The sequence below is a fragment of the Marinobacter sp. ELB17 genome (assembly GCF_000169375.1).
GTDB lineage: Bacteria > Pseudomonadota > Gammaproteobacteria > Pseudomonadales > Oleiphilaceae > Marinobacter.
Genome location: NZ_AAXY01000001.1, coordinates 334,006 through 354,901, shown reverse-complemented (window position 1 = coordinate 354,901; position 20,896 = coordinate 334,006). Strand labels below are relative to the sequence as shown.

19 protein-coding genes are annotated in these 20,896 nt (G+C 56.2%); 10 read left to right on the top strand and 9 right to left on the bottom strand.

The features are described 5' to 3' along the window. The first annotated feature begins 21 nt into the window (after window positions 1-21). The 5 genes from trpE to MELB17_RS01690 all read left to right on the top strand — a co-directional run bounded on the left by trpE (window position 22) and on the right by MELB17_RS01690 (window position 5,288). A complete protein-coding gene (gene trpE, locus MELB17_RS01710) occupies window positions 22-1,509 on the top strand; it encodes an anthranilate synthase component I (RefSeq protein WP_007348396.1) in 1,488 nt (495 codons plus the stop codon). 15 nt (window positions 1,510-1,524) lie between these two features. After that, window positions 1,525-2,115: an anthranilate synthase component II gene (locus MELB17_RS01705; RefSeq protein WP_007348395.1), complete on the top strand. Its 591-nt coding sequence runs from the start codon at window positions 1,525-1,527 to the stop codon at window positions 2,113-2,115. 4 nt (window positions 2,116-2,119) lie between these two features. Next, window positions 2,120-3,148 (top strand): anthranilate phosphoribosyltransferase, encoded by a 1,029-nt coding sequence (gene trpD, locus MELB17_RS01700; RefSeq protein WP_007348394.1) that lies wholly within the window; start codon window positions 2,120-2,122, stop codon window positions 3,146-3,148. A gap of 43 nt (window positions 3,149-3,191) precedes the next feature. Further along, window positions 3,192-4,001, top strand: coding sequence for an indole-3-glycerol phosphate synthase TrpC (gene trpC, locus MELB17_RS01695; protein ID WP_007348393.1), 810 nt, complete (start codon window positions 3,192-3,194; stop codon window positions 3,999-4,001). 147 nt (window positions 4,002-4,148) lie between these two features. Further along, window positions 4,149-5,288, top strand: coding sequence for a GGDEF domain-containing protein (locus MELB17_RS01690; RefSeq protein WP_007348392.1), 1,140 nt, complete (start codon window positions 4,149-4,151; stop codon window positions 5,286-5,288). Between the two features lie 5 nt (window positions 5,289-5,293). Here MELB17_RS01690 and MELB17_RS01685 read toward each other — a convergent pair whose 3' ends face one another. Beyond that, the gene (locus MELB17_RS01685) at window positions 5,294-5,914 is read right to left on the bottom strand and encodes a glutathione S-transferase family protein (RefSeq protein ID WP_007348391.1); all 621 of its coding nucleotides are present in this window, start codon (window positions 5,912-5,914) and stop codon (window positions 5,294-5,296) included. A 145-nt stretch (window positions 5,915-6,059) separates the two neighbouring features. Between MELB17_RS01685 and MELB17_RS01680 the strand changes: the two genes are divergently transcribed. Beyond that, window positions 6,060-6,920: a substrate-binding periplasmic protein gene (locus tag MELB17_RS01680; protein WP_007348390.1), complete on the top strand. Its 861-nt coding sequence runs from the start codon at window positions 6,060-6,062 to the stop codon at window positions 6,918-6,920. A 14-nt stretch (window positions 6,921-6,934) separates the two neighbouring features. Here MELB17_RS01680 and MELB17_RS26400 read toward each other — a convergent pair whose 3' ends face one another. Further along, window positions 6,935-7,168 (bottom strand): META domain-containing protein, encoded by a 234-nt coding sequence (locus MELB17_RS26400; protein WP_083796326.1) that lies wholly within the window; start codon window positions 7,166-7,168, stop codon window positions 6,935-6,937. A gap of 313 nt (window positions 7,169-7,481) precedes the next feature. On the opposite strand from MELB17_RS26400, the gene modA reads away from it, so the two are divergent. From modA to modC, 3 genes are read left to right on the top strand one after another with little or no spacing between them, the layout of a single operon-like run. Beyond that, window positions 7,482-8,249: a molybdate ABC transporter substrate-binding protein gene (gene modA / locus MELB17_RS01675; protein ID WP_036183110.1), complete on the top strand. Its 768-nt coding sequence runs from the start codon at window positions 7,482-7,484 to the stop codon at window positions 8,247-8,249. A 21-nt stretch (window positions 8,250-8,270) separates the two neighbouring features. Then, entirely contained in the window at window positions 8,271-8,951 is a 681-nt protein-coding gene (modB, locus tag MELB17_RS01670; protein WP_007348387.1) for a molybdate ABC transporter permease subunit, read from the top strand. Further along, a complete protein-coding gene (gene modC, locus MELB17_RS01665; RefSeq protein WP_007348386.1) occupies window positions 8,948-10,030 on the top strand; it encodes a molybdenum ABC transporter ATP-binding protein in 1,083 nt (360 codons plus the stop codon). Before modB ends, modC begins: the two co-directional genes overlap by 4 nt. Before the next feature lie 43 nt (window positions 10,031-10,073). Here the strand turns inward: modC and crp are convergent, their stop codons facing one another. After that, window positions 10,074-10,715 (bottom strand): cAMP-activated global transcriptional regulator CRP, encoded by a 642-nt coding sequence (gene crp, locus MELB17_RS01660; RefSeq protein ID WP_007348385.1) that lies wholly within the window; start codon window positions 10,713-10,715, stop codon window positions 10,074-10,076. Between the two features lie 270 nt (window positions 10,716-10,985). Here crp and MELB17_RS01655 point away from each other — a divergent pair, with 270 nt between their 5' ends. After that, a complete protein-coding gene (locus tag MELB17_RS01655) occupies window positions 10,986-11,408 on the top strand; it encodes an OsmC family protein (protein ID WP_007348384.1) in 423 nt (140 codons plus the stop codon). 20 nt (window positions 11,409-11,428) lie between these two features. Here the strand turns inward: MELB17_RS01655 and MELB17_RS01650 are convergent, their stop codons facing one another. Genes MELB17_RS01650 through argB form a run of 6 tightly spaced genes read right to left on the bottom strand, consistent with a single transcriptional unit; the run spans window position 11,429 to window position 20,857 of the window. Then, window positions 11,429-12,295: a phosphoribulokinase gene (locus tag MELB17_RS01650; RefSeq protein WP_007348383.1), complete on the bottom strand. Its 867-nt coding sequence runs from the start codon at window positions 12,293-12,295 to the stop codon at window positions 11,429-11,431. A gap of 19 nt (window positions 12,296-12,314) precedes the next feature. Further along, entirely contained in the window at window positions 12,315-16,115 is a 3,801-nt protein-coding gene (locus MELB17_RS01645) for a DUF1631 family protein (protein WP_007348382.1), read from the bottom strand. A gap of 11 nt (window positions 16,116-16,126) precedes the next feature. Beyond that, a complete protein-coding gene (argA, locus tag MELB17_RS01640; RefSeq protein ID WP_007348381.1) occupies window positions 16,127-17,434 on the bottom strand; it encodes an amino-acid N-acetyltransferase in 1,308 nt (435 codons plus the stop codon). Between the two features lie 25 nt (window positions 17,435-17,459). After that, complete coding sequence (gene argE / locus MELB17_RS01635; protein WP_007348380.1) at window positions 17,460-18,650, bottom strand: acetylornithine deacetylase; 1,191 nt, start codon at window positions 18,648-18,650, stop codon at window positions 17,460-17,462. A 13-nt stretch (window positions 18,651-18,663) separates the two neighbouring features. Then, window positions 18,664-19,923, bottom strand: coding sequence for a hypothetical protein (locus MELB17_RS01630; RefSeq protein ID WP_007348379.1), 1,260 nt, complete (start codon window positions 19,921-19,923; stop codon window positions 18,664-18,666). 37 nt (window positions 19,924-19,960) lie between these two features. Continuing rightward, window positions 19,961-20,857 carry an acetylglutamate kinase gene (gene argB, locus MELB17_RS01625; protein ID WP_007348378.1) on the bottom strand — a complete coding sequence of 299 codons (897 nt, stop codon included), beginning with the start codon at window positions 20,855-20,857 and terminating at the stop codon, window positions 19,961-19,963. Window positions 20,858-20,896 lie beyond the last annotated feature (39 nt).

Below are 20,896 nucleotides of genomic sequence, written 5' to 3'. Positions count from 1 at the left end.
CAGAATATAGGAAGCCCGATCATGACCCCCGAACATTTTCACGAACTGGCACAAGCCGGCTTCAACCGTATCCCTGTGTACCGTGAAGTACTGGCGGACATGGACACGCCATTAAGCACCTACCTGAAACTGGCCAGCGGGCCTTATTCCTACCTGTTCGAATCCGTTCAGGGCGGGGAAAAATGGGGCCGTTATTCCATCATTGGCTTGCCCAGCCAGGAAGTACTGAAAGTCTTCGATCACCGTATTGAAATCCGCCGCCATGGTGAACTGGTAGAGAGCAGCGAGGTGAAAGACCCCCTGGCTTTCATCGCCAGCTATCAGGAACGCTTCCACGCCCCTGACCTGGCCGAACTGCCACGATTCAACGGTGGCCTGGTGGGCTACTTTGGCTACGACACCGTGCGCTACATTGAGAAACGCCTGGCCAACAGCTGCCCGCCAGACCGCATTGGCACCCCGGACATCCTGCTAATGGTGTCTAACGAACTGGTGGTGTTCGACAACCTGCGCGGCAAACTGCACCTGATTGTTCACGTAAACCCGGCAAACGAAGGCGCCTTTGAACAGGCCCAGAAGCGCCTGGATCAACTGGAACAGCAGTTACGCCAAAACACCGCTCAAACACCAAAAACCCCGGCTCATCTGCGCGGCAAAACCGTGGATGAAAGCGAGTTCGTGTCCGGCTTCAGCCAGGAAAAATTTGAAGCCGCCGTGGACACCATCAAGGACTACGTGCTGGATGGCGACGTGATGCAAACCGTCATTTCCCAACGCATGTCGATTCCGTTTGAGGCGCCGCCGCTGAATCTGTACCGCTCGCTGCGAATAATGAATCCTTCGCCGTACATGTACTTTCTGGATCTGGACGACTTCCACATTGTGGGTTCATCACCGGAAATTCTGGCGCGCATGGAAGACCGCGAAGTGACCGTGCGGCCCATCGCCGGCACCCGCAAACGCGGCGCCACCGAAGCTGAAGACCGCGCCCTGGAAGCCGAACTGCTGGCTGACCCAAAAGAAATTGCCGAACACCTGATGCTGATTGACCTGGGCCGCAACGACGCGGGCCGGGTATCGGAAACCGGCACCGTACGGCTGACCGAGAAAATGGCTGTTGAGCGCTACTCCCATGTAATGCACATCGTATCGAACGTCACCGGCCAGGTAAAAGACGGCATCAGCTGCCTTGATGTACTAAAAGCTACCCTGCCTGCCGGCACATTAAGCGGCGCACCAAAAACCCGCGCCATGGAAATCATTGACGAGCTGGAGCCGGTCAAACGCGGCGTGTATGGCGGCGCCGTAGGCTATTTGTCGTTCAACGGCAACATGGACACCGCCATCGCCATCCGCACCGCGGTGATCAAAGACAACACCCTGCACATACAGGCCGGCGCCGGTATAGTCGCAGATTCTGTACCACGCCTGGAATGGAAAGAAACCATGAACAAAGGCCGCGCCATTTTCCGCGCCGTCGCCATGACCTACAACGACTTTGACCACTAAGGCGAGGGACAGATTATGCTTTTAATGATCGACAACTATGACTCCTTCACCTACAACGTGGTGCAGTACCTGGCCGAGCTGGGTGCCGACGTGCAGGTACATCGCAACGACGAAATCACCGTGGAGCAGATTGAAGCGCTGAACCCGGAACGGCTGGTGATTTCCCCCGGCCCCTGTACCCCCAGCGAAGCCGGCATCTCTATGGACGTTATCCGCCATTTCGCCGGCAAAATTCCCATATTGGGCATCTGCCTTGGCCACCAGGCTATCGGCCAGGTGTTCGGCGGCCAGGTGATTCGGGCCGGCCGAGTCATGCACGGCAAAGTGTCCCCGGTTTACCATCACAGCAAAGGCGTATTCCGCGGCCTGAACAACCCGCTGCAGGCCACCCGCTACCACAGCCTGGTGATTGAACAGGCCACCCTGCCGGATTGTTTGGAGGTAACCGCCTGGACCCGCAACAACGACGGAAGCGTGGAAGAAATCATGGGTGTGCGCCACAAAACCCTGGCCGTGGAAGGCGTCCAGTTTCACCCCGAATCCATCATGAGTGAACAGGGCCACGAACTGCTGCGCAACTTCCTGCGAACCGAACAAAAAGGCTGACGTAATGGATATGAAAGACGCACTGAACCGGGTCGCTGAAAATCTCGACATGTCCCGTGACGAAATGAAACAGGTGATGCGCATCGTCATGAACGGCGAAGCCACCAACGCCCAAATTGGCGCCCTGCTGATGGGCCTGCGCATAAAGAGCGAAACCGTGGATGAAATTACCGGCGCGGTAGAAGTCATGCGCGAACTGGTGTCCGGTGTAAACGTCAATGTCGAACCCTTGGTCGACATAGTCGGCACCGGCGGCGACGGCGCCAACCTGTTCAACGTCTCTTCCGCGGCCGCCTTTGTCGTGGCTGCAGCCGGCGGCTTTGTAGCCAAACACGGCAACCGGGCGGTGTCTTCAAAAAGTGGCAGCGCCGATCTAATCGAACAGGCCGGAATCAACCTGAATTTAACACCGGAACAGGTCGCCCGCTGCGTTGAACAGGTCGGCGTTGGCTTTATGTTCGCCCCGGCCCACCACGGCGCCATGAAACACGCCATAGGCCCGCGCAAAGAACTGGGCTGCCGCACCCTGTTCAACATCCTCGGGCCTATGACCAACCCCGCCGGCGTAAAACGCCAGTTGGTGGGTGTTTTCAGCAAAGCCCTGTGCCGCCCCATGGCCGAAGTGCTGCAAAAACTCGGCTCTGAACACATCATGGTGGTGGCCTCAAAAGACGGCCTGGACGAAATCAGCCTGGCCAGCACCACCTACGTGGCCGAGCTTAAAAACGGCGAAATCATTGAATATGAAATCACTCCGGAAGACCTGGGCATAAAAAGCCAAACTCTGTCTGGCTTGACCGTTAACACCGCCGAAGAATCTTTGGCCCTGATCAAGGCCGCCTTTAGCCGCGACCACAACGAAAGCGCTGAAAAAGCCCGCGACATGATTGCCCTGAACGCCGGCGCTGCAATTTATATTGCCGGTTTGGCACCCACCGCCAAAGAAGGCGTGCAACTGGCCCTGGACGCCATCGGCTCCGGTCGGGCCAACGGTAAGCTGACCGAACTGGCGACGCTCTCCCAGTGCTTTTAAGCAAGATGAACAGTAGATCAGCACAAACACGGAACCCAAAAAAATGAACGCACAGAACGACAAAACGCCCACCATCCTGCGCAAAATCGTCGACAGGAAATGGCAGGAAATCGAACAGCGTCAGCGCATCGCCAGCCTGGCCGACCTGAAAGCACGAGCCGGCGACCAGCCCGGCACTCGCGGTTTTGCCAAGGCTCTGCGCCAGCGCATAGAAGCCTCAAAACCTGCGGTTATCGCCGAAATTAAAAAAGCGTCGCCCAGCAAAGGTGTACTGCGCGACCCATTCGAGCCGGCGCAGATCGCCGAAAGCTACGAAAAAGGCGGCGCTACTTGCCTGTCCGTGCTCACCGACCACGACTTCTTCCAGGGCCACGAAGATTACATGGTGGCCGCTCGTAACGCCTGCAGCCTGCCCGTTATCCGAAAAGATTTTATGGTATCGCCTTACCAGGTGTATGAATCCCGCAGCATCGGCGCCGATTGCATACTGCTGATTGCCGCCTGCCTGACCAAAGGCCGGATGCAGGAACTCGAAGGCATCGCCCACGAAATAGGCCTCGACGTACTGGTAGAAGTTCACAACAGCGAAGAAATGGACGACGCCCTTACCCTCAGCACCCCACTGGTGGGCATTAACAATCGCGACCTGCACAGCTTTGAGGTATCACTGGAAACCACCTTTAACCTGCACCAGTTGATTGGCCCCGAGCGACTTGTCATCACCGAAAGCGGGATTATGACCCGCGCCGACGTAGAAACCATGACCGGCCGCGGCATTTATGGCTTTCTAATCGGCGAGTCATTCATGCGCGCCCCTGACCCGGGAGCCAAGCTGCAGGAACTGTTTGCATAATCTTTTTCACAGTGTTCGCTAACGCGGTGTATTTAACGGACACAGTTCAACCAAAATTTAATGCTTGAGGTTGTAACCGGCAGACATTTGGTTAAATATCGTAAATATATACATGCCAGTGAACGCTGTTCACAAGGATGAACTGTCGTGATCTTTCGCCGCACGCCCATACCTCCGAAGTGGCAATCCACTTATGACGACTTCCTGCGCCAGGTTGAGAAACAGATCGCACTGGTTGCCGGGTGGTTAATAACAGTCATTCTCGTGATTTATCAGGTTAACCAAGATCAGCGGGGCATCGACGGCAATATTCACATCATCGAAACCTTGCTGCGGGCGCCGGTAATGCTGGTGGCTCTGTTTACGTTGTTTGTCCACTACACGAAAAAGCCCAAGGTAGACCCAGGTTTGCTGCTGCGCGTTATCGCGCTATCGGTGATGGGCCTGTCACTGTCGCTGTTTGTAGCGCACGCACTTTACAGCCCTGATACTTTGTACCAGATGTCCAATGTCTTGATGATCGGTTTTTTTGGTGTGTCCATTCTCTCGGTACGCGGTCTGGAGCAGTGGCGGACGTTTTTTGTCATCCCGTTGATGCTGTTCTTTGCTGCCCTTGCCATTGTAGATCTCGAATTCAAACAGCTCATACCGTTTCTATTTGACCCGCTGGTGATGATTTTTCTGGGCATGGTGGTCAGCGGTTCTCTCAGCCAGCTGCGGCGCTCCGAGTTTCTATCCCGGCAGCAGCTCAAAAGCCTGGCGTCGACCGACCAGCTAACCGGACTGCTCAACCGCCACGCTATTCATAAATCCCTTGAGCAACTGGTCGCTCGTCATGCCCGCCACGGGCACCCGTTCAGCCTGATATTGGGTGATCTGGACAAATTCAAGCGGGTTAACGACAGCTACGGCCATAATGTGGGCGACGAAGTGCTGATCGAAACCGCAAACCGCCTGCAAGATCATGTGCGTGCCGGCGACATCCTGTGCCGCTGGGGAGGTGAGGAGCTGCTCGTGGTTCTGCCGGATACCGAACGGGACAGCGCCCTGGCGGTCGCTGAAAAGCTGCGCTGCGCTATAGGGGAAGCGCCCATGACAGCCGGCGGGCACAGCATCGAGCAAACAATCAGCTTCGGGGTCACCTGCTATCACAACGGCGAACACATCGACACCACCATCATGCGCGCCGACAGTGCCCTATACCTGGCCAAGCAGGGCGGTCGCAACCGCGTGGTGAGTGTCGAACCCGGCGCTGGCGCCCCGTATTCAATACCGGCTGCTTTATAGCGAGCCTAAACCTTCGCCGAAGGCCGTGACTTGATGCGGTCAAACCAGGCCTGCAGGTTCTGGTGTTCTGCCGCGATACGGATATTCACCACCCGAGCAAAGGCAACGGTGGCAAACGCGTTGATATCCGCAGCCGTAAAACGATCGCAGCAAATGTAGTCTTTGCCTGCCAAGTGCTCATCCAGAAAAGCCATGAACGACACCACCGCCTTGCCACAGTCCTCGCCCCATTCTTTAATCGGATTCATACGATCACTGAAATACCCGCTGGTGTGCTGGAAACACATGCCTGTGGGCATAAAAAAGTAAAAATCTATCCAGCGCAGCCACTGCTCAATCCGTGTTTTCTCCAACGCCGTGTCACCCAATAATGTGGGCGAATCAGGGTAGCTTTCCTCAAAATAACGGCAAATCGCCATGGTTTCGGCCACCGCCGTGCCATCGCCCAATTCCATTACCGGGACTTTCTTGAACGGATTGCGGGCGGCAAATTCGGGCGTCAGATTTTCGCCTTTTTGCAGATCAATTTCGACAAATTCAGCGACGTCCAACAGGCCCTTTTCCGCCATGAACATTCGCACACGCCGTGGGTTGGGTGCGGTTTTTGTTTCGTAGATTTTTATCATTGAGGCGGACTCCAAAATATAATAAAGTGACATTTGAACCAGTGCACACTGGTCGGAAGCTAGGACTTCGTCAAGCGTAATTGAATAACGACAGCAAGCCAAACACACGCTAAACTAAAAAACCCCGCATCCTGGCCCAGCTGATATGAACAGTCGACTCCGGCCCCACGATCCCTATTTTCCCTTGCTGGTATTTTTGCTGTTATTCATGGCGGTTGCCCAGTCTTCAAATGCGAATGAACTTAACCCCCTGCCCGGTCAAGTTGTGCTCGCCGCAGATCCTTGGTGCCCCCACAACTGCGAGGCCGGTTCAGTCGTCGAAGGGTATATGGTGGACATTCTCCGCCAGGCCTTCGCTCTTCAGGATATATCCGTAAGCTACGTCAATATGAGCTGGGCGCGGGCGCTGCAGCAGGCGCGGAGCCACCGTGTGGACGGCATTATTGGGGTTTTTGCCGGCGACGCCGGCGATTTTTTATTCCCGGAAGAAGCACTGGGCTACTCGGAAACGATGTTTTTTGCTCACCCAGACAGCCAATGGACGTACGAAGGCCTGAAATCACTGGAAAACCGGACATTGTTGGTCATTTCCGATTATTTTTACGCTCCGGGTATCCATCAGTATATTAATAACAACCGCAACCAGCAGGATCTTATTTGGGAACTTTCGGGAGAGCATCCCCTTACCCGGGCAATTACGCTGATTGGCCAGAAGCGCGCCAACCTGTTGTTTGAAGATCGCCAAGTGATGGCCTGGACACTGCGTAATAGACCCGACCTGCCAAAACTTCGAAGTTCTGGCAACATTTACGCTGCGCCCGTTTATGCCGCCTTTGCGCCGGCTCATCCCCATGCTCAGGCGCTGGCTCGAATTCTCAGCGATGGCGTGCGCCACCTGCGGGCCTCAGGTGAGCTCAAGCGTATTTATCAGAGCTATGGCTTGGGTGCAGACGGGAAAGCGCGGATGGTTTCGCCCGAAGGGGCGCTCAACAATAGCTCGCCGTGATCACCAAAGCGCGCCTAGCCTACATTCATAAGCAGCTTCAGGAAATAGTCTTCCTGATTCATCAACGCGGGTGGGCACGCCATTCGAGTAGATGCCATGTTGTCGCCAACGGTGAATCCGGATCCGCTGAGCTGGTATTCTCCGCTGTAACGATTGCAGGACGGACTACCCAATTTCCATTCATGAAGACGTTGCTGATATGCGAGCTGTCGATAATGCCTTTGCCTCCCAAATCCTCCACAACCCATTCGCCACCCTGCAGCAAACCGTCCGTTGTAACCCGCTCTTAAGTGGCGCCCGGCGTGGTGACGCAGACGCTTAGAAAAAGCGTCGAACTGAACGCGCTTGCGACGACTAAAAGTCTTTTTAATTTCATTCCATTACCCTGTCTTTTGATGCGCTTGATGGCATCATGTTAACGCGCCAATCGCACTCATGCTGGTTTCTTGCCAAACCGCCATACGCGAACTGTCATACGCAAAGAACGGCACCACCGGAACCCGCGTGAGCCAAACCCGATGCGCAGCTTGTTTTATCCACCAGAATACAGAGACTCACTGCATGTTTACCTTTAGTCGCCTGATTTCACGCTTCGTTGCCGCTGCGCTGCTGTTCTTTACGGCCAGCCTGGCCGGCGCCGAACCTTTACGCATTGCGGTCGCCGCTAACTTTACTGACACCACCCGTGACCTTATTGCCTTGTTTGAAGAAACCACCGGTCACTCAGTTGCCGCCAGTTATGGCTCCACCGGTAAGCTCTTCGCCCAAATAGAAAACGGCGCGCCCTTTGACGTGTTTCAAGCCGCAGACAGTGCGCGCCCGGAAATGCTGGAAAACAGCGGCGCCGCGGTTAATGGTAGTCGTTTTACCTACGCCCGCGGCAAACTGGCGCTATGGAGCCCGGAGACCAACGTGTTCAGCAACCCCGAAAGCTGGCTGGCCAGCGCTGACTTCAAACGATTGGCCATCGCCAATCCGAAAACCGCGCCTTATGGCCTGGCCGCGCAGGAGGTGTTAAAAAACCTGAGCCTGTGGGATGCCCTGCAACCGCGTCTGGTGCGCGGTAACTCAATCGCACAGACCTTTCAGTTTGTGGCCACCAGCAATGCCCAGGCAGGCTTTGTGGCGCTGTCTCAGGTGAATGCCTGGCAAAACAGCAATGGCACACTGTGGGTGGTACCGCAGCAGATGTACGCACCCATCGACCAGCAAGCGGTTTTGCTTAATCATGGCAAAGACAAACCTGTTGCCCGCCAATGGCTGGAATTTTTACGCAGCCCGCAGGCGCTGAACGTTATAAAAGACGACGGTTACGACATTGCCGACTAACGCAAACACAGGCCTGTAACGATGATGGCAACTTACTGGGAACCAGTGTGGCTGACCCTGAAACTGGCGACCATGACCACCTTGATACTGGCGGTGGTGGGCACGCCCATTGCCTGGTGGCTGGCCCGCAGCCAACACTGGCTACGCCAGCCGATCGCTGCTGTGGTGGCCTTACCTTTGGTGCTGCCGCCAACCGTACTGGGTTTTTACCTGTTATTGCTGATGGGGCCTAAAGGCGTTGTAGGGCAACTTACCGAACAGCTGGGCCTTGGGCTACTGCCATTCACTTTTGAGGGTTTGGTGGTAGCGTCGGTGATTTACTCACTTCCGTTTACCGTGCAACCCCTGCAAAACGCCTTTATCGGCATCAACAATCAGCTTCTGGAAGTGGCCGCTACGTTACGAGCTTCGCCCATGGACCGATTCTTCACCGTGGTGATGCCACTGGCCCGCCCGGGATTTTTGACCGCCGCCGTACTCACCTTTGCCCACACTATTGGCGAATTTGGCGTGATACTGATGATTGGCGGCAATATCCCGGGGGAAACCAAAGTGTTATCAGTGGCCATTTACGACCACGTTGAAGCCATTGAATACACCCAGGCCCACTGGCTCGCCGGCGGTATGGTGGTGTTCTCGTTTGTGGTGTTAGTGGCGCTGTATTCGCTGAATGGCCGCGTGCACTCGGGGATGATGAAATGAACGTAAATAATACTATCCTGGCGCGCTTTCACTGCCAAATCGGTGGCTTTACCCTGAATGTGAATCTGAATTTGCCGGGCAGCGGATTAACTGCGCTGTTCGGGCACTCCGGCTGCGGCAAGACCACCCTGTTACGCTGCATCGCCGGGCTGCAACCGGCCAGTGGCGAACTGGTGGTGAACGGTGACACCTGGCACAACGCCCATGAAAGTCGCCCCGTGCATCAGCGTCCGCTGGCTTACGTGTTCCAGGAGACCTCGTTATTTCCGCATTTATCGGTAGAACGCAACCTGGACTACGGTTACCGCCGGGTGCCCGTTAGCCAGCGCCGGATTCAGTTTAACCAGGCGGTGGAATGGCTGGGGCTGGCGCACCTGCTGGAGCGTATGCCGCAAAAGCTGTCGGGCGGTGAGCGCCAACGGGTGGCTATCGCCCGCGCCCTGCTGACCAGCCCGCAGTTGCTGCTGATGGACGAGCCATTGTCAGCACTGGACCAGGCCAGCAAGCGGGAAATCCTGCCCTACCTGGAACGCCTGCGTGACACCCTCGCCATTCCAATTTTGTACGTCTCCCACTCGGTGGCTGAAGTCGCCAGGCTGGCAGATCACATTGTTATGCTGAACCAGGGGCAGGTAACGGCCAGTGGATCTCTACAACAGACCCTGGCGCGCACCGATCAACCCTTTGGTTTGGAAGAAGGCGCTGCCATTATTCTGCCGGCCCGCATTACCACTCAAGATACCCAGTGGCATCTGAGCCTGGCGGAATTTGACGGCGGCCAACTGTGGCTTCCCAGCGAGCTGCGCATTCCGGTAGGCAGCGATGTGCGAGTTCAGGTACTGGCAAGGGATGTCAGCCTGGCGCTCAGTGCCAACCATGACCAGAGCATCCAGAATCTGATCCACGGCCGAATCGATGAAATTGCAGAAGAAATAAGCCCGGGCACGTCATTGGTGCGGGTGCTGGCAGGAAGTACGCCATTTCTGGCGCGTTTGACCACCCGCTCCGTACACACTCTGGAACTAACCCCGGGCAAGCCCATATGGCTGCAGATAAAAGCGGCGGCTCTGGCTGACTGACCCGCCCGTTTGGCCAACGTTAGAGCCAAGGCCGGGAAACGACTCAGCGAGTACCGTAAACCACCATGGTCTTGCCTTTTACCCGCACCAAGCCCTGCTCTTCCAGGGTTTTCAATACCCGGCCAACCATTTCGCGGGAGCAGCCCACAATGCGGCCAATCTCTTGCCGGGTAATCTTGATCTGCATACCATCCGGATGGGTCATGGCGTCTGGTTGCTTGCACAGGTCCAACAGGGTGCGAGCGACCCGGCCGGTAACATCCAAAAACGCCAGATCGCCCACTTTGCGGGTGGTCTCACGCAACCGCGATGCCACCTGCTCGCCGATGAAATACAGAACCTTCGGGTCCTGCTGGGCAATCTCACGGAATTTTGTGTAACTGATTTCCGCCACTTCGCACTCGGTTTTGGCTTTCACCCAGGCACTACGGGAATCCAGGTTGTCGAACAGCCCCATCTCGCCAAAGAAGTCGCCGACGTTCAGGTAGGCCATGATCATTTCACGCCCGTTTTCATCCTCAATAATGACCGTTACCGAGCCTTTCACGATGAAAAACAGCGAGTCGCTCTTGTCACCCGCGTAAATGATGGTGCTTTTTGCCGGGAAACGACGGCGATGGCATTGCGACAGGAAATAATCCAGGTGTTTGGTACGATCATCAATAGGCTTCAAAATTGTGGCCATGGCTTGCGCGGCACCTCCTTAAAAATTAACACTGGAATATCCTGACCTGATCATAGCGCTTTTCTAACAGATTTTTCATCCTTAACGCACGTTAGCACCTTCTGGATAGCAACAACCGGTAGCCCGGTCAAGTTCAGGCTGTCGCTTAGCCTTTTGTTAATTATCGCCGATGCTGTCGATTCACCCGCTCTGTGCTAGCATCTTGCGCATTCGTTTCCATTGCCGTCCATGGCGGAATTAACACTCAATAACACCTGCGGAGAGCCTGTGATGAAAGCAACCATCGACTGGACCGGCGAAGTCAGTTTCAAAGCGACCAGCGCCAGCGGCCACAGCGTTCAGCTGGACGGACCGGCAGACCTCGGGGGCCAGAATCGCGGCCCGCGACCCATGGAAATGGTACTGATGGGGCTGGGCGGATGTTCGTCGTTTGATGTCATGAGCATTCTGAAAAAAAGCCGTCAGGACGTCACTGCCTGCCACACCGAACTGAGCGCGGAACGAGCCGAAGCGGTGCCGGCGGTGTTCACAAAAATTCACCTGCACTTCGTGGTGACCGGCAACAATCTTAAAGATAGCCAAGTAGCACGGGCGGTGGCCCTGTCTGCAGAAAAATACTGCTCAGCGTCCATCATGCTTGCCAGCGGCGGGGTAGCAATCACCCACAGCCATGAGGTGCATCAGGCCCACTAGCTTATTCACTTTGAACAGCTTCAGGCGAAGGCTTTCTGTGCGATCAGCCGTTGCACCATAGGCCGCACAATTAGCTCCATGGCCAGGCTCATTTTTGTACCGGGAATTGCCAGGGTATCGTGGCGCGACAACACGCTGTTGGGAATTACCTGTAACAGATAGGGAAAATCCACCTCGCGGGCGTCGCGGAAGTGAATCACCAGCATGCTTTCGTCTTCGGTGGGTACATCACGCACCACAAACGGGTTGGATGTATCCACCAGGGGCACCCGCTGGAAATTGATGTGGGTATGGGAAAACTGCGGCACTATGTCATGAACGTAGTCGTTCATGCGGTTAAGAATGGTTTCAACCACCGCTTCCTGACTGTAGCCACGTTTGTGAGTGTCGCGGTGAATTTTCTGGATCCATTCCAGATTTACAATCGGCACTACACCAATCAACAGATCAACATATTGGGCGATGTTGAAGGCATCGCTGACCACGCCACCGTGTAAGCCTTCGTAAAACAGCAGGCTGGTATTGGGCGGCAGATCCTGCCATGGAGTGAAGCTCCCGGGTTTATTGCCATCTGCAACCAGAGCAAAGTCCTCATCGTGCACGTACTGGCGGTAGCGCCCGTTACCGGTCAGGCTGTAATCGTAAAACAGAGACTCCAGGCGGTCGATGTGATTGGCACCCAGGGCAAAGTGATTGCGGGCACCGAACTGCCCTTTGGCCGCCAGGCGCGCCATCTGCTCACGAGTATAACGGTGGAAACTGTCGCCACCCACCATGGCGGCGCTCAGGCCTTCGCTGTCGAACATGCGGCGAAAAATCCGGCCGGTGGTGCTGGTGCCGGCACCGGATGAACCGGTAACAGCAATAACAGGATGGCGTTTCGACATAAACTTCTGGTTTCCGCGGTTATACCAGGCTGTCAAGCATGCCGGGCTTTTCAATGGCTGTACCCTGAGCGTAATCCACACCTAGTTGGACTAGCAATGCCAGCAGCTCGCGGGACTCTACCTGGGTTACAATCACCTCGCGCTCCAGATAATGCGCCATTTCCACCATCGAACGTAACATGGTCTGATCGCTCTGGCTGTTGGCGAGATTCGCCGTCAGCGCGCTGTCGATTTTCAGCATGTCTACCGGCAGCGACCGCAATGCTTGGAAAGAGTCTGGGCCATTCCCCATATTACCCAGGCAAAAACAACACCCAAGCTCTTTCATTTCGCGCACGAATCCCGCCAGCGCCACCATATCGCGTACCGCCGAGGCTTCGGTAATCTCAAAGCACAAACGCTCGATGGGTGCTTCACGCTCGCTCAGCTTCTCGTAAATAAACTCCAGCAGCGCTGGGTCATTCAGCGAATGTCCGGACAAATTGATGACAATGCCACCAAATTGCTGCAAACAATCTGCTTTGTGTTCCAGCCAGTCGAGCATGGTGCCCACCACCCAACGGTCCAGAGCCTGAATCTGGTCGTAGCGCTCGGCCAAACGGATAAAGTCTTTACCGCCAACCAGATTGCCATCGTCATCGTAAACGCCGGTTAAAACATCGTATTGGGTCAGCCTGCGGGTTTCGGGATGCAAAGGAATAATTTTCTGGCACCGCAGCAACAGACGCTCCTGTTGTTGGTCCTGCAGGCCGGCCACTTTCGCCACAATTTTTTGTTGCCGGGCCTTATCTGCAGGCGCCGGGCGATATTCCCCAACGGCCTCTCGCTTACTGCCGCTTTCATGCAGTGTTTGCTCGGCGGCTGCCAGCCAGAGCAAGGGGTTCAACAGTGTTTCCAACTGCGGCACCAAAGCTGCACCTAACTCCAGACTGAACGGTTTATCTCGCAGCATCGGTTGCAGCGCTGACACCTGCTGACTTAGCTGGCGGGTCAGGGCCATGGCATCCTCTGCCGGCAGCAATAGCGCAAATTGCGCGCCTGACAGGCGCGCGATCGGAGTGTCTTCAGCGCAGTGCGCAGACAAAATAGCCGCAATCTGCTGCAGCAAGGCGTCGCCCGCTTGCTCGCCGGCACCGTCGTTGAACTTACTGAAGTTTCGCAAGCTCAGCCGCAACAGGGTTCGCGGCGTTTGCCAGCAGACCAATTGCTGGTCCAACTGGCGCTCAAACTCGCGCCGCTCCAATAAGCCGGTAAGCTCATCGTGGCTGGCGGCGCTGGCCAGTTGGTCATACACTTTGCGCACCATACGGTCCAGACCTTCGTCCACCAATGGCCGCTGATAGTGTGGGTCTGGCACAATATAGCCCTGGCGCATTTTATCCGCCAGCGTATCCAGTTCCAGCTCTACCACCCGCATGCCCTGATGGTTCACAAACACCAGACGCTGGAAATCACGCGCAATCCACACCAGGCGAATGTAAAACGGTTCGTTAGACGGGTGTTGATCACGCAGCCAGTCACCGGTGTGCAGCTCTTGAACACGCTTGCGCCAGCGTTGCCCCTGCTCAGGCAGGGTGCGCAGACGCGGCGGTGCTGCGGGCGCTTCCGGTATGGCCAACACCTCCGGCGCCGATTTTGGATCGCGCACCAGAAACCGACGCAGTTCGTCGCGAATCTGAGCAGACGGCAAGTGACTGCTTGAAATAGAGGACAAGCCATCCTGAATGGTACGCAGCAACTCTGGCAGATTAATCTCGCTGTCCGGATTTTTGGTAAACAGCACCAAGGAATCCACTGCGCCCAGATAATCTTGCCATAACTTGCTGTCTGGCCCATGGCGGATCCAGGTTAGCGACAGCAAATCACGCCAACCACCGGCAAGCAGGCTATTGAGCGCTTTTGGCACGATTTTACCCGCCAGCCGGGCCTGCAGAGTGTCTTCTACCGCCTGTTTAGACTCGGCGACTTTTTGTGCGCCTTCAGCAGCAGCCTTAACCCGCTCAACATTGCGCTGATACACTCTTTTCTGATGCTCAATCAGCTCTTCCAGCTCTTCCGCTGCGCGCTCAAACACACGCAGGTCGTGCTCGAAGCCGGTCACAATAGATTGAATTAACTCTTCCACCCGGCGTTGAACAACCGGGTTGACTCTGCTGCCGCGGCTACCAAGCTGGGCCAAGCGGTTAAGCACGCCACGAACCGGGCTTTGCTCGTCCTCAAAAAAGTCCGGGTCACGCATTACCACTTTCAGCACCGGAACTTCCAGTTGGCGCAGGTGGCGACGAGTGGGTTCGTCCAGTTTCGGGCTCTCGCGCAGGCTTTCAAAAAAACGGTCAACCACATCCACCGCACCCTGCTGTTCGGTATCAAGTTTGCCCTGACTGTCTGCGCGCAGCTTGCTAACGACACGTTCCCGCAAGCTGGCGGCACTATCGTTGACGGGCAAAGCCACGGTCTGCAGCTGCTGCAGCTGCTGCAGCTGCTGCAGCTGCTGCTGCAACTGGGCATTGCTTAAGGGCGGAGCGTTCGCCGGGAACTCATCGCCGCGCACCTGGCTTTTCGCAGCGCGACTGCTCGCCAAGGTATTTAGCAGGCTGCGCACCGTGCTAAACGCGTGGCGTGCAAGCCGGGCGTGCTCCTGAAATTGAACGGATTTCTCGCCAGAACCGGGCTCTAACGTCGGGCGGGATCGGGCCGCCGGTTGTGGCTTTGTCTGGGATTCTACCGCCGGCTCAGTGTTAGGCCCTGCTCTGGGCGCAGCCTGCTGCGCGGGTCGCTCAGCGGGCTTGCTCGCTTCAGATGCTGATTCGTTACGTTGGACATCAGCCAGATATTTAGTCAAGTCCAGATCAGGCAAAACATCTTGGCGAATTAATATGTTATTCAGCTCGACATAAAGCGGTTCCAATTGTTGCAAAACAGTATGTTCGAACACACCGAAGGCAACCTTTTCAACCTCGCGAGACATTCGCAGGGGCGCCAGCCCATCCCGAAATGATTCACACACCAGTGACGGACCCAGCGGATTGGTATGGCCGGTCGCATTTGCAACGTTCAGACTGTCCAGGCGCAACTTCAACTGCAACAACGAACCTCGGTACAGCGTGTCCGCCCTGGTTATCATCACCCGCAGGCTCAGCCAGTCTTCAAATTCGCCCTTGTCGACCACCGCCAGAGAGCCAGCTGGCCCCGCTTTGGATACTGGCTTTAGCGGAGATTCCAGACTTTTTGCCATTTGCTGCCACACCGGGCGTTGGCGGCTGTTCAACTGACCTGAGGCGTCCATCAGTTCGTTCGCCAGCTGGTTGTTACCCGCTTCGCGGGAGTGGGCCTGAAGCGCAGCAACGGTTTGATCCAGGCATTCCTGCATTAAAGGATCAATAAACTGCACCACGGCTTTGGCGCACTGGTGCAGCACAAACTGCACCCGCTCGCTGGGCGCACGCAGATGCGCAGAGCCTGCCACACGTGCGCCACTGCACTGCTGCAGCATGGCACTGACGGCCACCGCGTTGGCCTGTACAAAACACACGCCCATAGCGTTTTCAACGCGATGACGCATCTCTACTTGCAACTGATGGCGCTGGCCAGGCACCCCGGAACTGTCCGAGCCGCGAAAACGCACCAGCAGGCTCTGCCCGCCAGCGTCACCCAAAGCCGCGTCAAGCTTATGGGAAACCGCTTGGGAATAGCGGATAAACAAGCCCTCGGCACAAAAATCGGCGATTTGACACGGCCAGTTTTCACCGCGCCCCAAATCCAGTTGGGCCGCAAGTTTTATGGGTTTTCTGAGGCTACTGCGTCGTTCTATAGATTCCATGAACTCGTTACTCAAAGAGCTTTACAAAAAACTTTGGAGTTGCGCTGGGTGTTGTAAACCGCCAGTTTAGAGCCCGGCAGCGACTGTACTGGCATCGCTTTGAAATCGCGTTCGCGAAACCAGTGCTCGGTTTGCGTGGTCAGAACAAACAGGCGCTGAAAACCCTGAGCACGAGCCTGCTGTTCAATCATCGCCAGTAGTTCATCGCCACGTCCTGCGCGGCGGTAATTGGGGTCTACTGCAAAACAGGACAGCTCGCCAGCGTCATCCTGGCCGTAAGGGTATAGCGCGGCGCACCCAACAATGGTGCCGTCGCGTTCGGCCACCACAAAACGGCCAATTTCGGTTTCCAGCATTTCTGGCGAGCGCCGCACCAGAATGCCCTGCTCTTCCAACGGATAAATCAGATTGGTAATACCGCCCACGTCTTCTACCCTGGCAGCTCGGATTTGCTCGTAAGTGTCGCCACTGACCAGAGTACCGGAACCGTCACGGGTAAACAGCTCCTTGAGCAGCGCACCGTCATCCAGATAGCTGATGATGTGAGCGCGGCGCACACCCTTGACACAGGCATCGCACGCCGCCTTTAGCAGCTCTGCATCGTGGCCTGTCACCTGGCCAGCACTCAACTGGTCGGCTGCCTGAGCCGCAGATAATTCACGCACCAGCGTGCCGTCCGCCGTCAACAGGCCCGGGGCGTCGATAAATATCATCAGCTTTTCAGCGCGCAAAGCGGCCGCAACCTGGCTTCCAACGTCTTCGTAAGATAGATTAAAAACGTCACCGGTGGGGGAGAAACCCATGGGTGGCAACAACACGATCTGGCCTTGGTCGAGCAGCTTTTCGATACCGGAAACATCAACGCGCCGAACCTTGCCGGTATAACCAAAATCGACACCGTCTAATACGCCAACCGGTTTAGCGGTCACATAGTTGCCGCTGCACACCCGTATGCGGGCATTGTGCATGGGCGAACTGACAAGGCCCATAGACAACTGGCTCTCAATGTATGCCCGCAATCCGCCTATGGCTTCCATCACCAGCGGCAATTGCTGTTCGGTGGTTACCCGCAAGCCGCGGGCAAAGGTGGATTCAAGGCCGGCGTCTTGCAGCCGCTGTTGTATCTGGGAGCGGGCACCGAACGCTACGACTAATCGCACGCCCAAGCTGCTCAGCAAGGCAATATCGTGAACGATATTGATGAAATTTTCCTGGCTGATGGCATCGCCCGGCAGGGTCAGTACCACGGTACGGCCGCGGTGTGCATTAATGTAAGGCGACGAATGGCGAAAGCCGTGCAACCAGCCGTTGGCGTTCAATTCAAATCTCCGGGCAAAAGGAATATTACAAACAAAACTGCCTCACAAGCTGATGCAGAATGTTAACGGTCGGTGCAACCTGTGATTGCGCCAGAAACTCGTCGGGCTGGTGAGCCTGGTCAATAGAGCCGGGGCCCATAACCAGAGTTTCCAGACCCAAGCGCTGCATCCACGGCGCCTCTGTGGCGAAGGCGACCGATCCTGCGGTGTGGCCAGTGAGTTTTTCGCAGGCCGCAACCAGAGCGGCATCCGCTGCTGTTTCAAACGGCGGCACGCCGTCAAATAATGGTTCAAACTTGAGTTTCAGGCCGCGCTCACTGGCCACGGGCGCTACCTTCTGCAGAATGGCCTGGCGCAGAGCGTCCATATCCATACCGGGCAGCGGGCGTAAGTCAAAATGCAACTCACATCGACCGCATATGCGATTGGGGTTGTCACCACCGTGTATGCAGCCAAAGTTCAAGGTTGGCACCTGGACGTCAAAATTCGGATTGCGATACTGCTGCTGCCACTGGGAGCGCAGGGCCAGCAGCTCGCCCATCGCCTGGTGCATGCCTTCCAGCGCGTTGCGGCCCAGCTCGGGATTAGAGGAGTGCCCTGCCTGCCCCTCGAACACCAAGCGTTCCATCATGATACCTTTGTGCATACGAATCGGGCGCAAGCTGGTGGGCTCTCCAATCACCGCATAGCGCGCCTTCGGCTTACCCGCCTCCGCCAGCGCGCGAGCGCCATTCATCGAGCTCTCCTCGTCGGCGGTAGCAACAATGATCAGCGGTTGCTGCAATGGCTGACCTACAAACTCCCTGGCCGCATCAATGGCAAGGGCAAAAAACCCTTTCATATCGCAAGTGCCAAGGCCATACCAGCGGTTATCCCGTTCAGTCAGTGTGAACGGATCGCTGTGCCAACGTTTTTCGTCAAACGGGACTGTGTCGGTGTGCCCTGCCAGCACCAGGCCGCCGGAACCGCTGCCCAGGGTGGCAATCAGATTGAACTTGCCAGGCATGTTCGGCACCGGCAGAATTTCCACGGCAAAACCCATCGGCCCCAGCCACTGCGCCAGCAAATCAATCACACCACGATTACTGGAATCCCACTTCGCCGAGGAGCTGGAAATCGATGGCGCTGCAATCAACGCAGTCAACATCTCCAGAATAGATGGCGGCATAACTGCACCGCTCGCAGCACTGCGTGGGACTGAGGTTAACTGAGCCATTGCAGGTTCTCCATCAATCATTATTGTTTGAATTCAGCGGGCGGTTACGCCGCCATACCTCGAACCCGGCAACCGCCACACGCTGCATGGGGTAAGCCACTTCGCCGCCGGCCACCAGACGAGCTACCTCAATTTCATCGTCGGTTACTCGCACCAGTCGACCCGCTACACGATTGTTATTGCGCAGCGTAATCCTGACTTTTTGCCCAAGCCATTGCTCCGCTGCCGCAACAGGCTGCACCAACCAGCCCTCGGCGGATGCCGTTTGCGGCTGTTGCGCCGTAAACACCGGTTGTTGTGGCGTTGCCGAAGGGCTGCTATCGCTTAACAGAAACACATCGGGCACGCTCGCATCGTTATAATATACGACCGCACCCAAGCGGCTGGATGCGTTGGTTTCTTCCGTGTAAATGGGCAACCCCAGAGCGGGTTCGGCTAACCTCAGCGTGGCTCGCAATTCACCGCCCTCGAGCAACCATTGGCGGTACAGTGCCAACAACTGCGAACTGGCTAGCCAGCCCCGTGCCAGCAGCCCCAGACGTAACTGGGCCACCGAACGACCAGCCCATTGTTCGGTTGAAAGGCCAGCCTCGCGAGCGCACCAAGCAGCCACGCGTCGCATGACACCGCCGTCGCGCAGGGTGATGTCCAGCGAACCACGAGCAAGCGCCTCTTGGGGCGCGCGCCAGTCTACCCAGGCGGCGGGCCAGTTCAATTCAACACTGCCGAGCTCATCGGTGATCAGTTCGGCGTAAAAGCCTTCTTCGTTTTGACGCAACAGCGCCTCGCCGGTCATTTCGCCAATGCCCATACGTATCAAATCACCACTACTCAGGCGTTGGCGTGGGTCTGGCGCACAAGACAGGGCGAAGAGCGCCGCTTTGCCGTCACTGTTCGCGCCTTGAGCCGTTACCCAATTGCGGAACATGGTCGCATCTAGCGCTAGGCCAAGGCCTTCCAGCTTCAGCGTGTACGACGCATCTGAAGCCGGGGTATGCAACAGATTGATTAGTGATATCGGTGAGCGAGCGGTCAACTCTGCAACGGGCACAGCAAGCGGCTGGGTCAGACGGAAGTCTTGCCACTGGCTGCCTTTTAGCAATAACCGACCGCGCACGCCTGAATGAATTGCGCCGCGTTCCAGCACACCATAATGGTTCAAGGCCAGCCGCGCCTCATTCATACGCTGATCCGCAAGCCACCAGACGCCGCCCTTGTAACCGGCCCAGGCCAAAACAGTTAAAATCAGCAGCCATAACAACAGGCGTTTCATGCCTTCACTCCTTGCACATAGGATCCGTTTTTAGAGATCAGTTCCTGGAGATCAGGGTGCCTACACCTTCGTCGGTGAAGATTTCCAGCAGGCAGGCATTGGCCACACGGCCGTCAATAATGTGCGACGTGCGCACGCCGTTTTCAACCGCACTTAGAGCGCAACGTATTTTCGGCAACATGCCACCGTGGATGGTACCGTCTTCAATCAGGTCGTTGACCTGGCTGGCGGTCAAACCGGTCAGCACCTTGCCATCTTTGCTTTTCAAACCGGAAACGTTGGTCAGAAGAATGAGTTTTTCGGCTTTCATGGCTTCAGCCACTTTGCCAGCCACCAAGTCGGCGTTGATGTTGTAAGACTTGCCATCCGGGCCAACGCCGATGGGGGCAATAACCGGAATCACGTTGCCGCGGGTGAGCATGTCAATAACGCTCACGTTCACACTGACCACCTCACCCACACGGCCGATATCGATAATTTCGGGGCGCTCCAGCTCCGGGCTGCGATCAACCACTTCCAGTTTTCGGGCGCGGATCAAATTGGCGTCTTTTCCAGTCAAGCCAATGGCCGTGCCACCCTCTGCGTTGATCAGCGACACAATTTCCTTATTAACCTGGCCGCCAAGCACCATTTCAACCACGTCCATCGTCTGGGCGTCGGTAACCCGCATACCGTTCACAAAGCGTGACTCGATATTTAATCGCGCCAGCAACTCACCAATCTGCGGCCCGCCGCCGTGCACTACAATGGGGTTGATACCCACCAACTTCATCAACACCACATCACGGGCAAAACTGCTTTTAAGGTCCTCGTTTTCCATGGCGTTGCCGCCGTATTTGATGACCACGGTCTTACCGGTAAAGCGCTGGATATAGGGTAGCCCCTTGCTGAGTACTGACGCTACCTGAACGGCTGTTTCACGATTCAACGACATGCTTTTGCCTTACTGTTATAAAATTCAGATGTCACCACG